We start from the raw sequence: 17,778 nt of genomic DNA, 5'->3' as shown, positions 1-17,778 counted from the left end.
AAATCAGAACGGCAGTTTGAGGTCGGGTGCAACGCTGAGCAGCTGGCCGCGGAAGACGTCCTGGATGCGGCTGAGCTCTTCTTCGCTGTCGGCCTCGAAGCGCAGTACCAGCACCGGGGTGGTGTTGGAGGCGCGGATCAGGCCCCAGCCCTTGGGATAGTCGACCCGCACACCGTCGAGGGTGATCAGGTTGGCTTCGCCCCATTTGGCGTCGCGTTGCAGGGCGTCCATGATGGTGAATTTGCTTTCCTCTGTCACCGTGATGTTGATCTCCGGCGTCGAGATATCGCAGGGGAAGGCGGCAAACACCTGTTCGGCGTCACGCTTGTCCTGACTGAGGATTTCCAGCAGGCGCGCAGCACTGTAGATGCCGTCGTCGAAGCCGAACCAGCGTTCCTTGAAGAAGATGTGGCCGCTCATCTCGCCGGCCAGCAGCGCGCCGGATTCCTTCATCTTCTTCTTGATCAGCGAATGGCCGGTCTTCCACATCACCGGGCGGCCGCCATAGCCGCTGATCAGCGGGGTCAGGCGGCGGGTGCATTTGACGTCGAAGATGATGTCGGCGCCTGGATTGCGCGAAACCACGTCCTTGGCGAACAGCATCAGCAGGCGGTCCGGGTAGATCATGGTGCCGGCGTTGGTTACCACGCCGACGCGATCGCCGTCGCCGTCGAAGGCCAGACCAAGATCAGCCTTCTCGGATTTCACCTTGGCGATCAGGTCGACCAGGTTTTCCGGCTTGCCGGGATCGGGGTGGTGATTGGGGAAGTTGCCGTCGACCTCGCAGTACAGCGGGATCACCGTGCAGCCCAGGGCCTCGATCAGCTTGGGCGCGATGACGCCGGCCACACCGTTGCCGCAGTCGACCACCACCTTCATCGGCTTGGCCATGGCGATGTCGCTGCGGATCTGCTCGAAGTAACGCTCCAGTACATCGACCTGTTCGACCTTGCCGACACCGCTGGACAGGTCGTTGGTCTCGATCCGCTTGCGCAGCACCTGGATCTGCTCGTTGGCCAGGGTGTCTCCGGCGATGACGATCTTGAAGCCGTTGTAGTCCGGCGGGTTGTGGCTACCGGTGAGCATCACCCCGGACTTGCCGGCGAGGATGTTGGCCGCGTAGTAGAGCACCGGCGTCGGCACCATGCCGATGTCGCTGACGTCGCAGCCGCTGTCGAGCAGGCCCTGGATCAGGTGCTGGACCAGCTCCGGGCCGGACAGGCGACCGTCGCGGCCGACGGAGACGTTGGGTTCACCTTTGGCGAGGCTCTCGGACCCGATGGCGCGGCCGACCCAGTACGCGGTTTCGGTGGTCAGGCTGTCGCCGACAACGCCACGGATGTCGTAGGCGCGGAAGATACTGGCGGGCAAGTTCGGGGCTTTGGCGCTGCTCATTGCGGTTTCTCGCTCCTTGGTGTCGAGGCCGAAGATGTCCTGGTCCTCGTCGAGAATGTCGATGTCGAGAATATCGGTCTCCGGCAGGGGCGGAGCGACGTACTCGGTAGGTTTGGCGGGCCGTACGGCGGGGGCCGCGGCAGGTGCCTGAGTCGGAGCCGATCCGGCGGGGCGGACGGGCAGTCGGACCATGTTCCTGGCCAGTGCGTCGAGGACCGGCAGGCTCAAGGCCGGTATTTGGATGGTCTTGCCCGTGGAGAGTTCCTGCAGCAGGCGACTGATCCGCAGGACGTCTTCGCGCAGCTTGCGTTGCTGGCTGCCGAGCACCAGTTGCAGGCCGATCAGTACGCCGGCCAGTGCCAGCAGCGCCGCGGCGATCAGGTGCAGGGGCGTCAGCATGGCCGGCGCGGCTTCGCTGCCCGGAACGTAGCTCAGCGTCCAGTTGGAATTGCCGCTGGGCAGTGTCAGGGCTGTGGCATTGCCTGGGGTGCCGCGCTGCAGCAGCACTTGCTCCGGTGCGCCGGCGAACTGCTGGCTCAACCGCAGTTGCCCGGCGCCGGCGGGCAGCGTCGGGAGGCCGGCGAAGAGGCGTTCGAGGTCAGTCACCAGCAGCAGCGTGCCGCGAATCGCCTGCTGACCTTCGCCGCGCAGGGCGACGGCGCTGTACAGCAGCCAGCGGTTGTCGACCTTGTACGCTTCGGGGGCGGGCGCGTGGCCGGCTTCCGCACGCTGCAGCAGATCGAGCGCGGCGAAGTTCAGCGGTCCCGGGCGGCTGGTGTCGGGTACGGCGCGGCCGCGGACATTCAGATGCGCGTCGACTACGCCGGGCAGGTCCAGCAGGCGCTGCTCGGCATCGCGTCGACGTTCGCCGTCGCCGCGCAGCGCTTCGACCAGCATCAGTCGCTCCGTCACCGCCTGGGTATCGCCCTGCAGCTGACGCAGCGCTTGCTGCAGCGCGCTGGCCTGGCTCTGGCCCCAGGCGCTGGCCAGCTGCGTCCGTTGCTCCTGCTCGGCATTCTGCAGGCCCAGCCAGAGCAGCGCTGCCGCTGCGCCGAGGCCGATCAGGCTGCTCGCCAGGCCGCCGAGCAAGGGTTTGATGTTGATGCCGCTGCGCTTGCTGCGGGTCTCGGCCGGGTTCAGTACGCCTGAATCCTTGGCGGTGCGCTTGAAGAGTGCCATGAAGCTCCTCGGATCATCCTGAAAGAAGTAAGCGGGGGGGTATCGCTCAGTGGCTGCCGGAGTGGCCGAATCCGCCGGCGCCGCGATCACTGCTGTCGAAGCTGTCGACCAGTTCGAAACGCGCCTGCACCACCGGCACCAGCATCAGCTGCGCGATGCGCTCCCCGACGGCGATGGTGAATGCGCTCTGGCCGCGGTTCCAGCAGGACACCATCAGCTCACCCTGGTAGTCCGAGTCGATCAGCCCGACCAGGTTGCCGAGTACGATGCCGTGTTTGTGGCCGAGGCCCGAACGCGGCAGGACCAGCGCGGCCAGGGTCGGGTCGGCGATGTGGATGGCCAGGCCGGTGGGGATCAACAGGGTCTGGCCGGGTTCCAGGACGGTGTCCTGCTGCAGCATGGCGCGCAGGTCGAGACCGGCCGAGCCGGGTGTGGCGTATTCGGGCAGTGGGAAGTCCCGACCGAGGCGCGGGTCGAGGATCTTGGCTTGGAGTGCGTGCATGTCAGGACTCTTTGTAGCGCTCGGCGATGAAGGCCACCAGCGCACGGGCAATATGCCCCTTGCTGGCCTGGCCGAAGCGGGTTTCGTGCTGTTGGCGGTCGATCACGCTGACCGCGTTGTCTTCGCTGTTGAAGCCGATGCTGGGGTTGGCTACGTCGTTGGCGACGATCAGGTCGAGGTTCTTGTCGCGCAGCTTGCGGGCGGCATATTCGAGAAGATTCTCGGTCTCCGCGGCGAAGCCGACGCAGAACGGGCGATCCGCACGGCCTGCGAGGGTGGCGAGGATGTCCGGGTTGCGCACCATCTGCAGCAGCAGGCCATCGCCAGTGCTGGGGTCTTTCTTCAGTTTATGGGGGGCTACCACTTCCGGACGGTAATCGGCGACGGCTGCCGCGGCGATGAGGATGTCGCAGGGCATCGCCGCTTCGCAGGCCGCGAGCATGTCACGGGCACTGACCACGTCGATGCGCTGCACACGATCGGGAGTGGGCAGGAACACCGGGCCGGTCACCAGGGTGACCCGCGCGCCGGCTTCGGCAGCGGCCTCGGCGAGGGCGAAACCCATTTTTCCCGAGCTGTGGTTGGTGATGTAGCGCACCGGGTCGATGTTTTCCTGGGTGGGGCCGGCGGTGATCAGCAGATGCTTGCCGGTCAGCATGCCGGTCTCGAAGCAGTCGGCGGCGGCGCGCGCCAGCTCCTCGGCTTCGAGCATGCGCCCCATGCCGATGTCGCCGCAGGCCTGGCTGCCAGAGCCGGGTCCGAACAGGCGAATGCCACGTGCCAGCAGCTGCTCACGATTGGCCTGGGTAGCGGGGTCGGCCCACATGGCCTGGTTCATGGCTGGTGCCAGCGCGACTGGGGCGTTGGTCGCCAGCACCACTGTGGTCAGCAGATCATTGGCGACGCCCTGAGCAAGGCGGGCCATGAGGTCGGCGGTGGCCGGCGCGATCAGCACGAGGTCTGCCCAGCGAGCCAGTTCGATGTGCCCCATGGCCGCTTCCGCCGCGGGGTCGAGCAGGTCCAGGTGGACGGGATGGCCGGAGAGCGCCTGCAGGGTGAGGGGGGTGATGAACTCGCGCCCGCCCTGGGTCATCACCACCCGGACTTCGGCGCCATGGTCGCGCAGGCGGCGGACCAGTTCGGCGCTCTTGTAGGCGGCGATGCCGCCGCCGACGCCCAGGACGATGCGTTTACGATACAGCCGCTGCATAGGCCTGCCTTGTTATCTGGTAGGGATGTCCGGAGTGAGAACCAGGTCTGAAGTTGCCCGGTGCCCCGGAAAAATGACGGGCTAAGATAGCACAGCGCCCACAGCGGAAAAGTGGGCCTGCTCGACAGGGAGATGACATGAGCATACGTGACTGGCCGGCGTCGGAGCGGCCGCGGGAGAAGCTTCTCGATCAGGGCGCGGCCGCGCTTTCCGATGCCGAATTGCTGGCGATATTCCTGCGCACCGGCGTCGCCGGAAAGAGCGCGGTGGACCTGGCGCGCTACCTGCTCGCCGAGTTCGGCAGCCTGCGCGCGTTGCTGGAGGCGGATCTCGATCAGTTCAGCGCACACCTGGGGCTTGGACCGGCCAAGTTCGCCCAGTTACAGGCCGTGCTGGAGATGGGGCGCCGGCACCTGGCCGAACGGCTGCGCCGCGATTCGGCACTGGAATCGCCGCAGGCGGTACGCGATTACCTCAAGGCGCGCCTGCGCCACGAACCGCACGAGCTGTTCGGCTGCCTGTTTCTCGACGCCAAGCACCGGGTCCTGGCCTTCGAAGTGTTGTTCCACGGCACCATCGATGGCGCCAGCGTCTACCCTCGGCAGGTGGTCAAGCGTGCCCTGGCGCAGAACGCGGCGGCGGTGATCCTCACCCACAACCACCCGTCGGGCGTGGCCGAGCCGAGCCAGGCCGACCGTCAGCTGACCCAGCGGCTGAAAGACGCCCTGGCGCTGATCGACGTGCGGGTGCTCGATCATTTCATCGTCGGTGACGGCGAGCCGCTGTCGATGGCCGAATATGGCTGGATGTGAGCGTCGCTACGCCAGCAGCGGTACCAGCAGCAGCGGACCGAGCACCAGCAGCACGAAGCGGCCGTTCCAGCCGAAGGCGATGCGCCACGGGGAGATCCCCGCGTGGCGCGCCAGCATCAGCGCCGACGGCCCATAGGGCGACAGCAGCATCGCCAGAGAAAAACCCACCAGCAGCGCCACCGCCGGCTGCATCACCGCGACGCCGTGGCCCGCCAGCTGGGCCAGCAGTGCGGCGCACAGGCTCAGCGAGATGATCGGCGCGACACCCAGCAGCGCCAGCGCGATGATGGCGAGCATGCCGATGGCGCCGAGGCCGAACAGCGCCAGGGGCGTACTGCTGAAATGACCTGCCAGACGTTCGACCGGAATCAGGATGGCGGTCAGCCCGCCCAGCAAGGCGGAGCAGGCGAAGATGAAGGTCTCGTTACGCATTCCGGCAAGGGTGTCACGTACCTCGCCATAGACGGCGGTTGGCGAGCCGCCCTGGTGCAGTAGCAGGCCGATCACGGCGAGCGGCACCAGCAGCATCGCTGCCTGGGTCGCTGACAGCCAGGTCAGGCTGGCCAGCAGGGCGATCAGCGCAATGCCCAGGAGGCTGCCATACAGCAGCCTGCGCAGCTCACCGGCCGGCGCGGGCGGCCGTTCGCTGCCCATCTGCAGTTGATGCAGCCGGTGATTGTCCATCGTCCAACCGACCACTAGCAGAATTGCCGCACAGAGCAGCCCGAACGGCAGCAGTGCGCTCCAGCTGAGCCCCGGCAGCTCGCGAGTGAGGATCGCCACGGCAACGCTGGTGGGCGCCAGCAGAGGCACCAGGGCGAAGCCGCGCAGCGCCGTGACCATCACCCCGCGGGCGCCCTCGCGCCGCTGTGTCGGACTGTAGCCGCGGCCGTCCAGATGACGTTCCAGCGAGCCGCAGACCAGGTTGAGCATGCCGAAGCTCAGCACCGAACTGATGGCGAAGGTGCTCAGCAGATAGCTCGGGTAGAGGCGCCGGCGCGGTTGTCGCAGCAGCAAGCGGTGCAGCTCGCCCAGTTGTGGCAGCCGCTTGACTGCGCAGTGCGCGAGCCCCAGCGCGCCGATGAACGCGCCGTAATAGGCAGCGGCAGCCAGCATCCGCTGCGCCTGTTCCCAGCTGGGCGTGCCAAGCAGCAACCAGTAAGCGAGCAGGCCGAGCGTGACCAGCCCCAGCCGGCGCGGGTAGGGCATCAGCGAGCGCCAGTGCCAGAGGAAGAACAGTACCAGCAGGGCGCCGCTGATCACGCTCGGCCATTGCAGGCGGGAGACCAGCGCGAACAGCTCGCAAGCGAGCGCCAGTGGCAGCAGGGCCAGCATCGGTCAGGGCAGCTCGCTGCGCAGCTTGCCGCGCTGGTAGACGCCTTCACCAAAGGCCAGCAGGCGATCTTGCTCGTCCAGCAGGTCGCAGCTGGCCATGAATACCTTGTGCCCGGAGGAGCGGCAGAGTGCCACCGCGCGGATGCGGCTGCCGGCTGGCGCCGGTGCGCTGAAGTTGACGTTCATCGACAGGGTGGTCGCCACGCGGCGCTGGTCCGCCTGCTCGGTCCAGGTGCCGCACAGGCCCATCGCCACGTCGAGCAAGGTTGCGCTGACGCCGCCGTGCAGGTTGCTGGCGTTGTTCAGGTGGCGCGGCTGCAGCAGCAGTTCGATCACCACCCGCTCGGGGCCGTACTCGGTCAGGCGGCAGCCGAGATCCTGAAAGAAGCCGGTTATGGAGGCTTCGACCTGCTGGCGTGAATGCTCGGACATAAGGGCGTATCGGTAGGAAGTTGCGCCGCAGAGTGGCAGCCTTTAGCCTGCTGGTCAATCTGACGGAATGCCATTCCGCACTGCGGAATATGCGGTGTGTGAGGAGGGTTTGGGATGTTCGGACGTATCGGAATCATCGGTGCCGGCGCCATGGGGCGGGGCATCGCTCAGCTGTTTGCCAGCGCGGGCAAGCAGGTGTGGCTCTACGATGCGCGCGGCGAGTCGGTCGCCGAGGCGCTGCGTTTCAATCGCGATCTGCTGCAGCGCAGTCTCGCCAAGGGTCGCCTGAGCGCCGAGGCGCTCGACGCAACCCTGGCACGGATGCGGCCGGCGTCGACGTTGCAGGAGCTGGCCGGTTGCGACCTGCTGATCGAGGCCATCGTCGAGAATCTCGAGGCCAAACAGGCGCTGTTCGTCGAGCTGGAGGCGCTGGTTGCCGAGGACGCGGTGCTGGCAACCAATACTTCGTCACTGTCGGTCACGCGGATCGCCGCGGCCTGCCGGCACCCGCAGCGGGTGGCCGGTTTTCATTTCTTCAACCCGGTGCCGTTGATGAAGCTGGTGGAAGTGGTGCGCGGCGAGCGCAGCGATCCGCAGGTGATCGAGCGGCTGGTCAAGCTGGCCGAAGAGGCCGGGCATTTCCCTGCGATCACACCCGATACTCCCGGTTTTCTGGTCAACCATGCCGGTCGCGCCTACAGCACCGAGGCGCAGCGCATCCTCGCCGAGGGCATCGCTGATGCCGAGCAGATCGACCGCATCCTGCGCGACGGCCCGGGCTTTCGCATGGGGCCGTTCGAACTGTTCGACCTCACCGGCCTGGACGTCTCTCACGCCGTGATGGAGTCGGTGTACCAGCAGTTCTACCAGGACCCACGCTATACGCCGTCCTACCAGGCCGCGCAGCGGGTCGCCGCCGGTCTGCTCGGGCGCAAGAGCGGCCAGGGCTATTACCGCTACGACAATGGCCAGCAGATGCGAACGCCGGCGCCGGCCGTCGAGCCAGTCCCGGTGGACCGCCCGTTCTGGCTGGACAGCCAGGACGCCGAGCTGCGCGGTTGGCTGGCAGTCTTGCTGGGCCAGACGGGTGCGCAGCTGGAGTCGGGTGAGACGCCGTCGGAACGGGCCATCTGCCTGATCACTCCTTTGGGTGAGGACGCCAGCTCGATGATCGCGCGTCTGGGTTTGCCGGCGGCGCGTTGTGTCGCCTACGACCTGTTTAGCGATCGCGAACGGCGGCACGTGCTGATGCGTACGCCTGCGCTCGACCCCGCGCTGGAAGCCCAGGCGCGGCAGGCGCTGGGTGGCGACGGCGTGCCGGTGGAGGTGATCAACGATTCGCCGGGGTTCGTCAGTCAGCGCGTCGTGGCCAGCATCGTCAACCTGGGCTGCGAGATCGCGCAGAAGGGCATCGCCGATCCGCATACGCTGGACCGGGCAATTACCTTGGCGCTGGGCTACCCGAAGGGACCGCTGGGTTTCGCCGAGCATTATGGTGCGGCGCGCGTCCTCGCCATTCTCGAGGCGATGCAGGCCTGCTATGGCGGTGAGGCGCGCTACCGGCCGAGCCCCTGGCTGCGCCGGCGGGTACAGCTCGCGCTGCCCCTGAGCGCGCCGGAGCGGGCGTCGGCACCCTAGTTGTCGAGGCGACCGGAGGCGCGCGCCGGCGCCTTCAGTTTGTCCGGCCGCGGCCGTTAAGCCTGGGGTGAGCCTTCGATAACGGCACGGTGCTACTAAGGCACTACTGTTCTTTGTCGGAGGCTGTGGGTACAACGTCGGATCAATCCGACAAGAACAAGAGGCCCGTCCATGAGCCCCGCCAACCGCCACCCCAAGGCCATCGTGTTCCATGTAGCGCTGATCGTCGGTCTGCTGCTCATGCATTACTGGCTTGCCCCGCCCCTGCTGTTGACGGCGCTGTTGCTGCTCGCCGCGGCTCTATGGCCCTGGTTCACCGTCTGGCGCGCGGCAGACGACGGCGCGACGGCTGCCGATACGCCGCCGGCGTTCAGTGAGCTGACCAAGAATCTGTCGCGCAACACCTGCCACAACGCGCTTTCCGCCGCTCAGGTCGCCTTCAGCGCCGAGCAGCTCGCCAGCCGCCTGCAGTCGCAGCTCAAGGCAGTGAGCGAAATCGCCAACGGTGCCGAGGCGATTGCGGCCACCGAGCAGGACAGCGCCGAGCGCGCCCGACACACGCTGGACGCCGCGCAGTCGGTGCGCCAGCGCAGCGATGCCGGTCAGGCCGAGTTGCAGCGCGCCATCGAGCGGATGCAGCAGCTCAGCGCGCAGACCCATGCCAGTCGCGAGCTGATCGACGGCCTGTCCGCCCGCACCGAAGAGATTCGCCGGATCACCGACGTGATCCAGTCCATTGCCAGCCAGACCAATCTGCTCGCGCTCAACGCCGCCATCGAGGCCGCCCGCGCCGGCGAGCTGGACGCCGCCGCCGAGCAGATCGCCACCACCGGCGAGCAGCTCAGCGGCATCGCCGGGCTGGCCGGCAGCGTCGAGTCCCAGGTGGAGCAGATCACCACCGGCACCGCCGACAACCATCAGCGCCTGACCGGGCAGTTCGTCGCCCTCGACCAGCTGCGCGCCGACGCACTGGACAGCGAGAAACAGACCCGCCAGCTGGAGCAGGCCGCCGAGCGGCTGGTGGCCCAGGCCGAGAGTGCCAGCGAGCAGCTCGCCGAGGTGCAGCTGGACGACTATCACCAGGCCATGTTCGACCTGGCGCGGCAGGGTGCTGCGGCCATCGCCGAGCGGTTCGAGGCGGACATCCAGGCCGGGAGGGTCAGCCTCGATGATCTCTTCGATCGCAACTACCGGGCGCTGCCCAATACCGACCCGGTGAAGTACCAGACGCGCTTCGACAAGTATGCCGACGAGGTTCTGCCAGCGATCCAGGAGCCGCTGCTGCAGCGGCATCCGGCACTGGTCTACGCCATCGCGACGACCCCGGAAGGCTATGTGCCGACCCACAACCGGGCCTTCAGCCAGCCGCCGGTGGGCAATCCGGAGATCGATCGGGTCAAGAGCCGCAGCAAGCGGCTGTTCAACGATCGCACCGGCGGCCGCTGCGGCAGTCATCAGCGGCGCCTGCTGTTGCAGACCTACAGTCGCGACACCGGCGAGCTGATGCATGATCTGTCGGTGCCGATCATGGTTCGCGGGCGCCACTGGGGTGGGCTGCGCCTGGGCTATCGCCCCGAGCAATAAGGCCGATCCCGAGGTTGGCGCGATCGCCCTGGCCCTGTGCAGCTGCACGGGCCAGGAAGCGACTAAGCTTGCTCGCTACTGGTTCTGCGGAGATGCAGCCGATGAAGACGCTCACCGATCACCTCGCGCAATACGCGGCCTACCACCGCGACCCGCGCAACCTGCTCACCCATTTCGTTGGCATTCCCCTGATCGTGGTGGCCGTGGCCGTGCTGCTGTCGCGCCCCGGCATCGCCTGGGCGGGCCTGTGGCTCAGTCCGGCGGCGCTGGTGTCGCTTGTCGCCGCGCTGTTCTATCTGCGTCTGGACCTGCGCTACGGCATGCTGATGAGCGCCGTGCTGGCGCTCTGCCTGTGGCTGGGTGCGCTGACCGCCGGAGCGGGCACGGCGCTCTGGCTGGGTATCGGCGTGGGGCTGTTCGTAGTGGGCTGGATCATCCAGTTCGTCGGCCACTATTTCGAGGGGCGCAAGCCGGCGTTCGTCGACGACCTCAGCGGGCTGATCATCGGGCCGCTGTTCGTCGCGGCCGAGCTCGGCTTCATGCTCGGGTTGCGCGAGCCGCTGCGCCTCGCCATCGAGGCGCGGGTCGGGCCGGTGCGTCTGCGCCACTCGGCCGCTCACGGCTGAGGGTCCTCAGGGCTTGGCGGCCATCCACTGGTCGCTGAGGCTGCGCGTATGGCGGTCGACCATGATCGGCGCGAACGGGCGGCCCGAGGCGGTGGTGAGGTTGTTGCTGGCGCTGTTCATGTCCTGCAGCGCCACCCGGAGGAAATCCCAGCGGGTCTTGAGCTTGGCCAACAGCGGGTCGCGCTTGCCGTCCAGCTCGGCGAGCTGGGCGTCGATGGCCGGCACCAGGTGGCGCTCATCCTGGCCGAGGTAGGTATCCGGCTGTTCGCGGGCGATCTCGAAGGAGCCGATATAGGCGCGGCTGAGGTATTGCACGGCAAGGTATTCGACCTTGGCCGGCAGTTCGGCCTGGCTGTCGGCGCCCTGCTGGGCGCGCACGGCCGTGAGGAAATCGCGTAGCGCCTTGCTCATCTGCAGCGGAAAGCCCCAGGGCATGTCGTCTTCGGCGGTGCCGAAGCTCGCACCTTCGCGAAGCCGGGCCAGCAGTTCCTGATGGCTTTCGCGTAATGCGCTGGTGGGGTTGGGTACCTGCATCAGGGCGGCGTTCAGCGCCCGCAGATCGTCTTCCAAGCGCAGCAGGTGTGCCTTCTGAAACCCTTCGCCACGGTAGAGCAGCAGGCTGCTGGTGGCGCGGTTGGCGTGAATCTGCATGTTCTGCAGCGGGGTGGTCGGCTCGGCAGCCTCGGTGAGGCCGGGCAGCATGCCGAGGATCAGCAATAACCAGAAGCGAGTGAAACGGTCCATTGTCGTGCTCCTTTTTTATTTTTATAGAAGCGATGCGTGCGTGGCAGCAGCATTCCTGAGCCTAACGGACCACTGGCTATCTGGTATCACCCCAAAGAATGATTTGCAGGGGGAGGACAGAAGGGCGGAGATGTGCTGCAGCTGACGCGCCGGCAGGTACTCGCTGTGCAGTCACCGGCGGCAGGGCGGTCCAGAGCGGATGCTAGAGCATCTTCTCCAGTCCGATCACGTCGGCGAACCAGGCGTTGAAGCGTCGCCAGAGCCCGCCGGGCTCCTTCTCCAGCACGCGCAGGCGACCGCCGTCCTCGGCGATCCAGACCAGCTGCTGGCGCCCGTCGCGCTCCTCCAGGCGTACCTCGTAGCTGAGCGCGGGCGACATGCCCTCCAGGGTCAGGCGATGGACCTCGCGGGCCAGCTCATGGCTTTCCACCAGCACGCCGACTTCGCTGTTCCAGAGCACCGAGCGCGGATCGAAATTCAGCGAGCCGATGAATACCTTTTCCTGATCGAACACTGCCGCCTTGCTGTGCAGGCTGGATTCGGACTCGCCGAGAAAGCTGTAGGACGGCTCCTGTTGCGGCTGCCGGCGCAGCTCGAACAGGCGCACGCCATGCTCCAGCAGTTCGCGGCGGTAGGGTGCATAACCACCGTGCACGGCCGGCACGTCGGTCGCCTCCAGCGAATTGGTGAGGATGCGTACCGTCACCCCCGCACCGGCGCGCTCGGCCAGGTACTCCACGCCACTGGCGGTCGGCACGAAGTAGGCCGATATCAGTGTCAGCTCGCGGCTCACCGCTTGCATGGTCGGTGCCAGCTGAGTGGTCAGCAGCAGCGAGGTGGCCGGTATGCCCTCGGCGAGCAGCTTCTCCGGGGCATCCCACATCGCCTCGCCCGGTGCCCAGATGAGCTCATCGAGCCATTGCTGCAGCTGCGGCTCCTGTTTGTACTGCATCAACCGCTGGTACTGCTCGCTGTTGTCCTGCCGCGCCTGCTGCAGGTAGTCGCGCAGTTGCCGGCGGGCCTTGTCCAGGCCGCTGGCCTTCGGTTGCCACCAGAGAAAGCGCTGGATCGGCACGCTCAGCTGATTGTTCCAGTACTCGTCGAAACTCCGCGCCAGCTGCTCGGCCACCGGGCCGGCGCCAAGCAGGTCGATGTCGGTGAAGTTCATCGCCTGGTCGGCCTCGAAGTACTCGTCCCCCAGGTTGCGCCCGCCAACGATGGCCAGGCTGCCGTCGACCAGCATGAGCTTGTTGTGCATGCGCCGATGCTGCAACGACAGGTGCAGCAGGCGGCCCATGGTTCGGGTAATCGCGTTGCTGCGGCCCAGGTGCAGCGGGTTGAAGACGCGGATCTGGACGTTGGGATGGGCGGCGAGGGCGCCGATGCGGTAGTCCTGGCCGTCGCTGGTGGTGTCGTCCAGCAGCAGGCGTACACGAACGCCACGGTCAGCCGCCTGCAGCAGCTCGTCGATGAGTGCGCGGGTGGTCAGGCCGTCATGGACGATGTAGTACTGCACGTCCAGGCTGAGCTGGGCGGCGCGGATCATTTCGCTGCGGGCCGTGAAGGCCTCGGTGCTCTCGGCCAGCAGGCGAAAGCCGGAGTAGCCGTCCGGCTGGGAGGCAGCGAGCTGCTGTATCCGCCGGCCGAGGGGAGAGGCGTCGGGGGCGACCGAGTAGGACTCGGTCGGGGCTGGATGGCTGGCGCAACCGGCCAGCAGCACGAGCAGCAACAGCGTCAGATAGGCGCGCAAGGTTTCTCCGGGTCTGCATCCATTCGTTCCATGCTTGGACGCTGCGCTTCGTCGGAAAATTCAGAAGCGATCCTTCAGCCGATACCAGAGCATGCCCATGGCCAGCAGCGGCGAGCGCAGCAGGCGGCCACCGGGAAAGGTCGGGTGCGGCACCTTGGCGAACAGATCGAAGCCATGGCTCTGCTGCGCCGTGATGGCTTCGGCCAGCAGGCGACCAGCCAGATGAGTGGCATTCAGCCCGTGCCCGGAATACGCCTGGGCGTAGAACACGTTGGGCTGCTCGGGCAGGCGCCCGATCTGCGGCAGGCGATTGGCGCCGATGCCGATCATGCCGCCCCACTGGTAGTCGATGCCGATGCCGATCAGCTGCGGGAACACCTCGAGCATCTTCGGCTGCATGTAGGCGGCAATGTCTTTCGGGTCGCGGCCCGAATAGTGGCAGGCGCCGCCGAACAGCAGACGGCCGTCAGCCGAGAGGCGGAAGTAGTCGAGCGCCACGCGCTGGTCGCAGACTGCCGTATTCTGCGGCAGCAGTTCGCGGCACAGCGGTTCGGGCAGGCGCTCGGTGGCGATGATGTAACTGCCGGCCGGCAGCACTTTGCCGGCGAGCTTCGGCTGCAGGCCGTTGAGGTAGGCGTTGCAGGCGAGCACCAGGGTTTCTGCCTGCACCACGCCATTGGCCGTGTGGACCTTGACCTGCTGGCCATACTCGATGCGTTCGACCTTCGAATGCTCGAACAGGCGTACGCCCAGCGACTGCGCCGCGGCCGCCTCGCCAAGCGCCAGATTCAGCGGGTGCAGGTGCCCGGAGCCCATATCCAGCAGGCCGCCGAGGTAACGCTGCGAGCCGATCACGGTGGCCAGGTTCGGTCGCGATACCCGTTGCAGCGGATGCGGATAACCCAGGCGCAGCAGGTCGGAATAGTCCTCGTCGAAGCCCTTGAGGTGACGCGGCTTGGTTGCCAGGTCGCAATAACCCCAGGTCAGGTCGCAATCGATGGCATAGCGTTCGATGCGCTGGCGAACGATCTCCACCGCCTCGAAGCCCATGCGCTTGAGCTCATCCACACCCTCTTCGCCGAGGATGTTGGTGAACTGCTCGACATCATGGCCGACGCCGCGGATCAGCTGGCCGCCGTTGCGCCCGCTGGCGCCCCAGCCGATGCAGTGCGCTTCCAGCAGGATGACGCTGAGCCCGCGTTCGGCCAGTTCGATGGCGGTATTGAGGCCGGAGAAGCCGCCACCGACGATGCACACGTCGGCCCGCTGTTCGCCCTGCAGGGGCTCGAAGGACAGCTCGCGGTTGACGCTCGCGGCATAGTAGGAAGGTGCATGGTCGCTGGTGTTCGAAGCGGATGCACGATGATTCACTGAAGTGTCATGAAAGGTCTGCATCTTCCTAGGGTAGACCGGAGCGGTGCCGCGGGGCAAAGGCGAGCTGGACCGACGGTGCCACGACTGGCTTGTCCCGGTACGTCCGGATGTGCACCCGGAGGCTCTAGTCCGGGACCGGCAGGTCGAGGGACTCCTTGATCTCTTCCATCACGATATAACTCTTCGATTCCCGCACGTGGGGCAGCTTCAGCAGGATGTCGCCAAGCAGCTTGCGGTAGGAGGCCATCTCCGAAATGCGCGCTTTGACCAGGTAATCGAAATCACCGGACACCAGATGGCACTCCAGTACATGGGGTAGCTTGAGCACCGCGCGGCGGAATTCCTCGAAAATGTCGCCGGACTTGTACGCCAGGCTGATCTCGACGAACACCAGCAGACCGGCCTTCAGATGCTGCGGATTCAGCCGCGCCGAATAGCCCATGATGATGCCCTCGCGCTCAAGGCGCCGGACCCGCTCGGTGCAGGGCGTGGTGGACAGGCCGACGCGCTCGCCCAGTTCGGTGAACGGCAGACGCCCCTCGGCTTGCAGGATGCGCAGGATATGACGATCGATCTTGTCCAGTTCGCGTCGGGTCTGATGGCGAGTTCGCAAGGGAAATACGCTCCAAATAAAGCGGCTCTGGCGTGAATTATGGCCAAAGATAGCTTTTTATATGGTGAATAACACTGCTTCAGCCTTTTTATACTCCGAATCAATAGTGAATCCGGAAAAGCCTGTTCGAGCGGGCGGGAGGCTGCAATGCGTGTACTGGTACTGGGTAGCGGAGTCGTCGGCACCGCCAGCGCCTACTATCTGGCGCGGGCCGGTTTCGAGGTGGTTGTGGTCGATCGGCAACCGGCCGTGGCAATGGAAACCAGCTTCGCCAATGCCGGCCAGGTGTCGCCGGGTTATGCCTCTCCCTGGGCCGCACCGGGTGTGCCGCTGAAGGCGATGAAGTGGCTGCTGCAGCGTCATGCGCCGCTGGCCATCAAGCTTACCGGTGATATCGACCAGTACCTTTGGATGGCGCAGATGCTGCGCAACTGCACTGCGGCGCGTTATGCGGTGAACAAGGAGCGCATGGTGCGATTGTCCGAGTACAGTCGCGACTGCCTCGACGAGCTGCGCGCCGAAACCGGTATCGCCTACGAAGGGCGCCAGCTCGGTACCACGCAGCTGTTCCGCACTCAGGCCCAGCTGGATGCAGCGGCCAAGGACATCGCCGTGCTGGAGCGCTCCGGCGTGCCGTACGAACTGCTCGATCGCGCCGGTATCGCACGGGTCGAACCCGCCCTGGCCAAGGTCTCGCACAAGCTCAGTGGGGCCCTGCGTCTGCCCAACGACCAGACCGGTGACTGCCAGCTCTTCACCACCCGCCTGGCGGAGATGGCCCGAGCCCTGGGCGTCGAGTTCCGTTTCGAGCAGAACATCCAGCGTCTGGAACATGCCGGCGACCGCATCGCCGGGGTGTGGATCGACGGAAAGCTGGAAACTGCCGATCGCTACGTGCTGGCCTTGGGCAGCTACAGCCCGCAGATTCTCAAGCCGCTGGGCATCCGCGCGCCGGTCTACCCGCTCAAGGGCTATTCGCTGACCGTGCCGATCAGCGATCCAGCGATGGCGCCGCAGTCCACCGTGCTCGACGAGACCTATAAGGTCGCCATTACCCGCTTCGACCAGCGCATCCGCGTCGGTGGCATGGCGGAGATCGCCGGCCACGACCTGTCGCTCAACCCGCGTCGGCGGGAGACCCTCGAAATGGTGGTGGGCGACCTCTATCCGCAGGGCGGGGATCCGTCCGACGCGGTATTCTGGAGCGGCCTGCGACCGGCCACGCCCGATGGCACACCGATCATCGGCGCGACCCCATATCGCAACCTGTTCCTCAACACCGGTCACGGCACACTGGGCTGGACCATGGCCTGCGGCTCTGGCCGGGTGCTCGCCGATCTGCTCGCCTCCAAGCGCCCGCAGATCAGCACCGAGGGCCTGGATATTTTCCGTTACGGCAAGCACAAGGAGAATCACAAACATGCCCATCCGGCGGCTGCACACTGAGACGCGCTACAGCGAGGCGGTGATCCACAACGGCGCGGTCTATCTGTCCGGGCAACTGGCCGATGACCTGACCGGAGACATCCGTCAGCAGACCCGCGAGACGCTCGCCAGCATCGAACGCCTGCTGGACGAGGCGGGCACCAGCAAGGCCCGCCTGCTCTCGGCGACCATCCACCTCAAGGATATCGCGGGCGACTATGCCGGGATGAACGAGGTATGGGACGCCTGGCTGCCCTCGGGCACCGCGCCGGCGCGGACCACCGTTCAGGCACTGATGTACGCCCCTGATGTGCGGGTGGAAATCACGGTCGTCGCTGCGATGCCTGACTTGGCAGGCCCGGTACTCTGACCATCGGCCGCGTGCCGCGCGACGAGCCGCCGGTACGCGTGTTGTAAATTCTGAACGCCATTGCCATCATAAGCCCCCTCATCGCTTCGCTCTTGAAAGGGGGCTCCCGTATTGGACGTCGGTGTTCGACTGCAAACCATCCGCAAGCTCAAGGGCCTGTCCCAGCGCGAACTCGCCAAGCGCGCCGGCGTCACCAACAGCACCATTTCCATGATCGAGAAGAACAGCGTCAGCCCGTCCATCAGCTCGCTGAAAAAGGTGCTGAGCGGCATTCCGATGTCGCTGGTGGAATTCTTTTCCCCTGACTTCGATCAGGACAGCGATACCCAGGTGGTCTACAAGGGCAGCGAACTGATCGATATTTCCGACGGCGCGGTGAGCATGAAGCTGGTGGGCAAGGCGCACCCCGGTCGTGCCATCGCCTTTCTCGACGAAACCTATCCGCCGGGCTCCGATACCGGCATGGACATGCTGTCGCACCAGGGCGAAGAGGCCGGCATGCTGGTCGAGGGGCGCCTGGAGCTGACGGTGAGCGGCCAGGTCTACGTGCTGGAAAGCGGCGACAGCTATTACTTCGAGAGCAGCAAGCCGCATCGTTTCCGCAATCCGTTCGATGTGCCGGCGCGGCTGATCAGCGCCACCACACCGGCGAATTTCTAACGCGGGCAGCGCGTCTCGTTCGAAAGTTCGATGCGACAAAGCGTCGCTGGGAATAGCTGGGCCTTTCGTATTGTTTCAGCCGGCATGGCTTGCCGGTATACTGACCGCCGCTCGCGATACCGTGGCCGC

16 protein-coding genes are annotated in these 17,778 nt (G+C 66.1%); 7 read left to right on the top strand and 9 right to left on the bottom strand.

The window, feature by feature from the left end; translation table 11 throughout:
• Positions 1 to 3 precede the first annotated feature (3 nt).
• From VF716_RS15955 to coaBC, 3 genes are read right to left on the bottom strand one after another with little or no spacing between them, the layout of a single operon-like run.
• Positions 4 to 2,574, bottom strand: coding sequence for a phosphomannomutase/phosphoglucomutase (locus VF716_RS15955; RefSeq protein ID WP_011911705.1), 2,571 nt, complete (start codon positions 2,572 to 2,574; stop codon positions 4 to 6).
• 46 nt (positions 2,575 to 2,620) lie between these two features.
• Complete coding sequence (dut, locus tag VF716_RS15950) at positions 2,621 to 3,076, bottom strand: dUTP diphosphatase (protein ID WP_011911706.1); 456 nt, start codon at positions 3,074 to 3,076, stop codon at positions 2,621 to 2,623.
• Position 3,077: 1 nt separating this feature from the next.
• Positions 3,078 to 4,286 (bottom strand): bifunctional phosphopantothenoylcysteine decarboxylase/phosphopantothenate--cysteine ligase CoaBC, encoded by a 1,209-nt coding sequence (gene coaBC / locus VF716_RS15945; RefSeq protein WP_011911707.1) that lies wholly within the window; start codon positions 4,284 to 4,286, stop codon positions 3,078 to 3,080.
• A 137-nt stretch (positions 4,287 to 4,423) separates the two neighbouring features.
• Between coaBC and radC the strand changes: the two genes are divergently transcribed.
• Entirely contained in the window at positions 4,424 to 5,098 is a 675-nt protein-coding gene (gene radC, locus VF716_RS15940) for a RadC family protein (RefSeq protein WP_011911708.1), read from the top strand.
• Positions 5,099 to 5,104: 6 nt separating this feature from the next.
• Here radC and VF716_RS15935 read toward each other — a convergent pair whose 3' ends face one another.
• Complete coding sequence (locus VF716_RS15935; protein ID WP_014595660.1) at positions 5,105 to 6,433, bottom strand: hypothetical protein; 1,329 nt, start codon at positions 6,431 to 6,433, stop codon at positions 5,105 to 5,107.
• 3 nt (positions 6,434 to 6,436) lie between these two features.
• Positions 6,437 to 6,865, bottom strand: a complete 429-nt coding sequence (locus tag VF716_RS15930) for a PaaI family thioesterase (RefSeq protein ID WP_019405727.1) — start codon at positions 6,863 to 6,865, stop codon at positions 6,437 to 6,439.
• Positions 6,866 to 6,979: 114 nt separating this feature from the next.
• Between VF716_RS15930 and VF716_RS15925 the strand changes: the two genes are divergently transcribed.
• From VF716_RS15925 to VF716_RS15915, 3 genes are all read left to right on the top strand, one after another.
• On the top strand, positions 6,980 to 8,503 hold the full coding sequence (locus VF716_RS15925; protein ID WP_440552798.1) for a 3-hydroxyacyl-CoA dehydrogenase: 1,524 nt from the start codon (positions 6,980 to 6,982) through the stop codon (positions 8,501 to 8,503).
• Positions 8,504 to 8,674: 171 nt separating this feature from the next.
• Complete coding sequence (locus tag VF716_RS15920) at positions 8,675 to 10,087, top strand: methyl-accepting chemotaxis protein (RefSeq protein ID WP_440552797.1); 1,413 nt, start codon at positions 8,675 to 8,677, stop codon at positions 10,085 to 10,087.
• Between the two features lie 101 nt (positions 10,088 to 10,188).
• Positions 10,189 to 10,713 (top strand): Mpo1 family 2-hydroxy fatty acid dioxygenase, encoded by a 525-nt coding sequence (locus tag VF716_RS15915; RefSeq protein ID WP_013981601.1) that lies wholly within the window; start codon positions 10,189 to 10,191, stop codon positions 10,711 to 10,713.
• Between the two features lie 6 nt (positions 10,714 to 10,719).
• Here the strand turns inward: VF716_RS15915 and VF716_RS15910 are convergent, their stop codons facing one another.
• The 4 genes from VF716_RS15910 to VF716_RS15895 all read right to left on the bottom strand — a co-directional run bounded on the left by VF716_RS15910 (position 10,720) and on the right by VF716_RS15895 (position 15,194).
• Positions 10,720 to 11,457: a hypothetical protein gene (locus VF716_RS15910; RefSeq protein ID WP_011911714.1), complete on the bottom strand. Its 738-nt coding sequence runs from the start codon at positions 11,455 to 11,457 to the stop codon at positions 10,720 to 10,722.
• A gap of 202 nt (positions 11,458 to 11,659) precedes the next feature.
• The gene (locus VF716_RS15905; RefSeq protein WP_041755261.1) at positions 11,660 to 13,207 is read right to left on the bottom strand and encodes a phospholipase D family protein; all 1,548 of its coding nucleotides are present in this window, start codon (positions 13,205 to 13,207) and stop codon (positions 11,660 to 11,662) included.
• Positions 13,208 to 13,267: 60 nt separating this feature from the next.
• Positions 13,268 to 14,602 carry an NAD(P)/FAD-dependent oxidoreductase gene (locus VF716_RS15900; RefSeq protein ID WP_049326229.1) on the bottom strand — a complete coding sequence of 445 codons (1,335 nt, stop codon included), beginning with the start codon at positions 14,600 to 14,602 and terminating at the stop codon, positions 13,268 to 13,270.
• 103 nt (positions 14,603 to 14,705) lie between these two features.
• Positions 14,706 to 15,194, bottom strand: coding sequence for an Lrp/AsnC ligand binding domain-containing protein (locus VF716_RS15895; protein ID WP_003295466.1), 489 nt, complete (start codon positions 15,192 to 15,194; stop codon positions 14,706 to 14,708).
• Between the two features lie 147 nt (positions 15,195 to 15,341).
• On the opposite strand from VF716_RS15895, the gene dadA reads away from it, so the two are divergent.
• The 3 genes from dadA (at position 15,342) to VF716_RS15880 (ending at position 17,649) form a co-directional block, all read left to right on the top strand.
• Entirely contained in the window at positions 15,342 to 16,640 is a 1,299-nt protein-coding gene (gene dadA / locus VF716_RS15890) for a D-amino acid dehydrogenase (protein ID WP_197860984.1), read from the top strand.
• Positions 16,615 to 16,989 (top strand): RidA family protein, encoded by a 375-nt coding sequence (locus VF716_RS15885; protein WP_014595665.1) that lies wholly within the window; start codon positions 16,615 to 16,617, stop codon positions 16,987 to 16,989. The genes dadA and VF716_RS15885 overlap by 26 nt, the downstream gene beginning before the upstream one ends.
• 111 nt (positions 16,990 to 17,100) lie before the next feature.
• Positions 17,101 to 17,649 carry a cupin domain-containing protein gene (locus tag VF716_RS15880; RefSeq protein ID WP_011911718.1) on the top strand — a complete coding sequence of 183 codons (549 nt, stop codon included), beginning with the start codon at positions 17,101 to 17,103 and terminating at the stop codon, positions 17,647 to 17,649.
• Positions 17,650 to 17,778: the final 129 nt, after the last annotated feature.

This window comes from Stutzerimonas sp. Brlt_14 (assembly GCF_051948915.1).
In the GTDB taxonomy this organism is placed as follows: domain Bacteria; phylum Pseudomonadota; class Gammaproteobacteria; order Pseudomonadales; family Pseudomonadaceae; genus Stutzerimonas; species Stutzerimonas stutzeri.
The sequence above is the reverse complement of the archived record's forward strand: the minus strand, read 5'-3'. Positions and strand labels throughout refer to the sequence as shown.

What these genes read in the sequence shown, in the direction of transcription:
- dadA (WP_197860984.1), top strand. Translation starts at nt 15,342, where the DNA reads ATGCGTGTACTGGTACTGGGTAGCGGAGTCGTCGGCACCGCCAGCGCC.
- VF716_RS15900 (WP_049326229.1), bottom strand. Translation starts at nt 14,602, where the DNA reads ATGCAGACCTTTCATGACACTTCAGTGAATCATCGTGCATCCGCTTCG.
- radC (WP_011911708.1), top strand. Translation starts at nt 4,424, where the DNA reads ATGAGCATACGTGACTGGCCGGCGTCGGAGCGGCCGCGGGAGAAGCTT.
- VF716_RS15915 (WP_013981601.1), top strand. Translation starts at nt 10,189, where the DNA reads ATGAAGACGCTCACCGATCACCTCGCGCAATACGCGGCCTACCACCGC.
- VF716_RS15935 (WP_014595660.1), bottom strand. Translation starts at nt 6,433, where the DNA reads ATGCTGGCCCTGCTGCCACTGGCGCTCGCTTGCGAGCTGTTCGCGCTG.
- coaBC (WP_011911707.1), bottom strand. Translation starts at nt 4,286, where the DNA reads ATGCAGCGGCTGTATCGTAAACGCATCGTCCTGGGCGTCGGCGGCGGC.
- VF716_RS15925 (WP_440552798.1), top strand. Translation starts at nt 6,980, where the DNA reads ATGTTCGGACGTATCGGAATCATCGGTGCCGGCGCCATGGGGCGGGGC.
- VF716_RS15910 (WP_011911714.1), bottom strand. Translation starts at nt 11,457, where the DNA reads ATGGACCGTTTCACTCGCTTCTGGTTATTGCTGATCCTCGGCATGCTG.
- VF716_RS15885 (WP_014595665.1), top strand. Translation starts at nt 16,615, where the DNA reads ATGCCCATCCGGCGGCTGCACACTGAGACGCGCTACAGCGAGGCGGTG.
- VF716_RS15930 (WP_019405727.1), bottom strand. Translation starts at nt 6,865, where the DNA reads ATGTCCGAGCATTCACGCCAGCAGGTCGAAGCCTCCATAACCGGCTTC.
- VF716_RS15955 (WP_011911705.1), bottom strand. Translation starts at nt 2,574, where the DNA reads ATGGCACTCTTCAAGCGCACCGCCAAGGATTCAGGCGTACTGAACCCG.
- VF716_RS15920 (WP_440552797.1), top strand. Translation starts at nt 8,675, where the DNA reads ATGAGCCCCGCCAACCGCCACCCCAAGGCCATCGTGTTCCATGTAGCG.
- dut (WP_011911706.1), bottom strand. Translation starts at nt 3,076, where the DNA reads ATGCACGCACTCCAAGCCAAGATCCTCGACCCGCGCCTCGGTCGGGAC.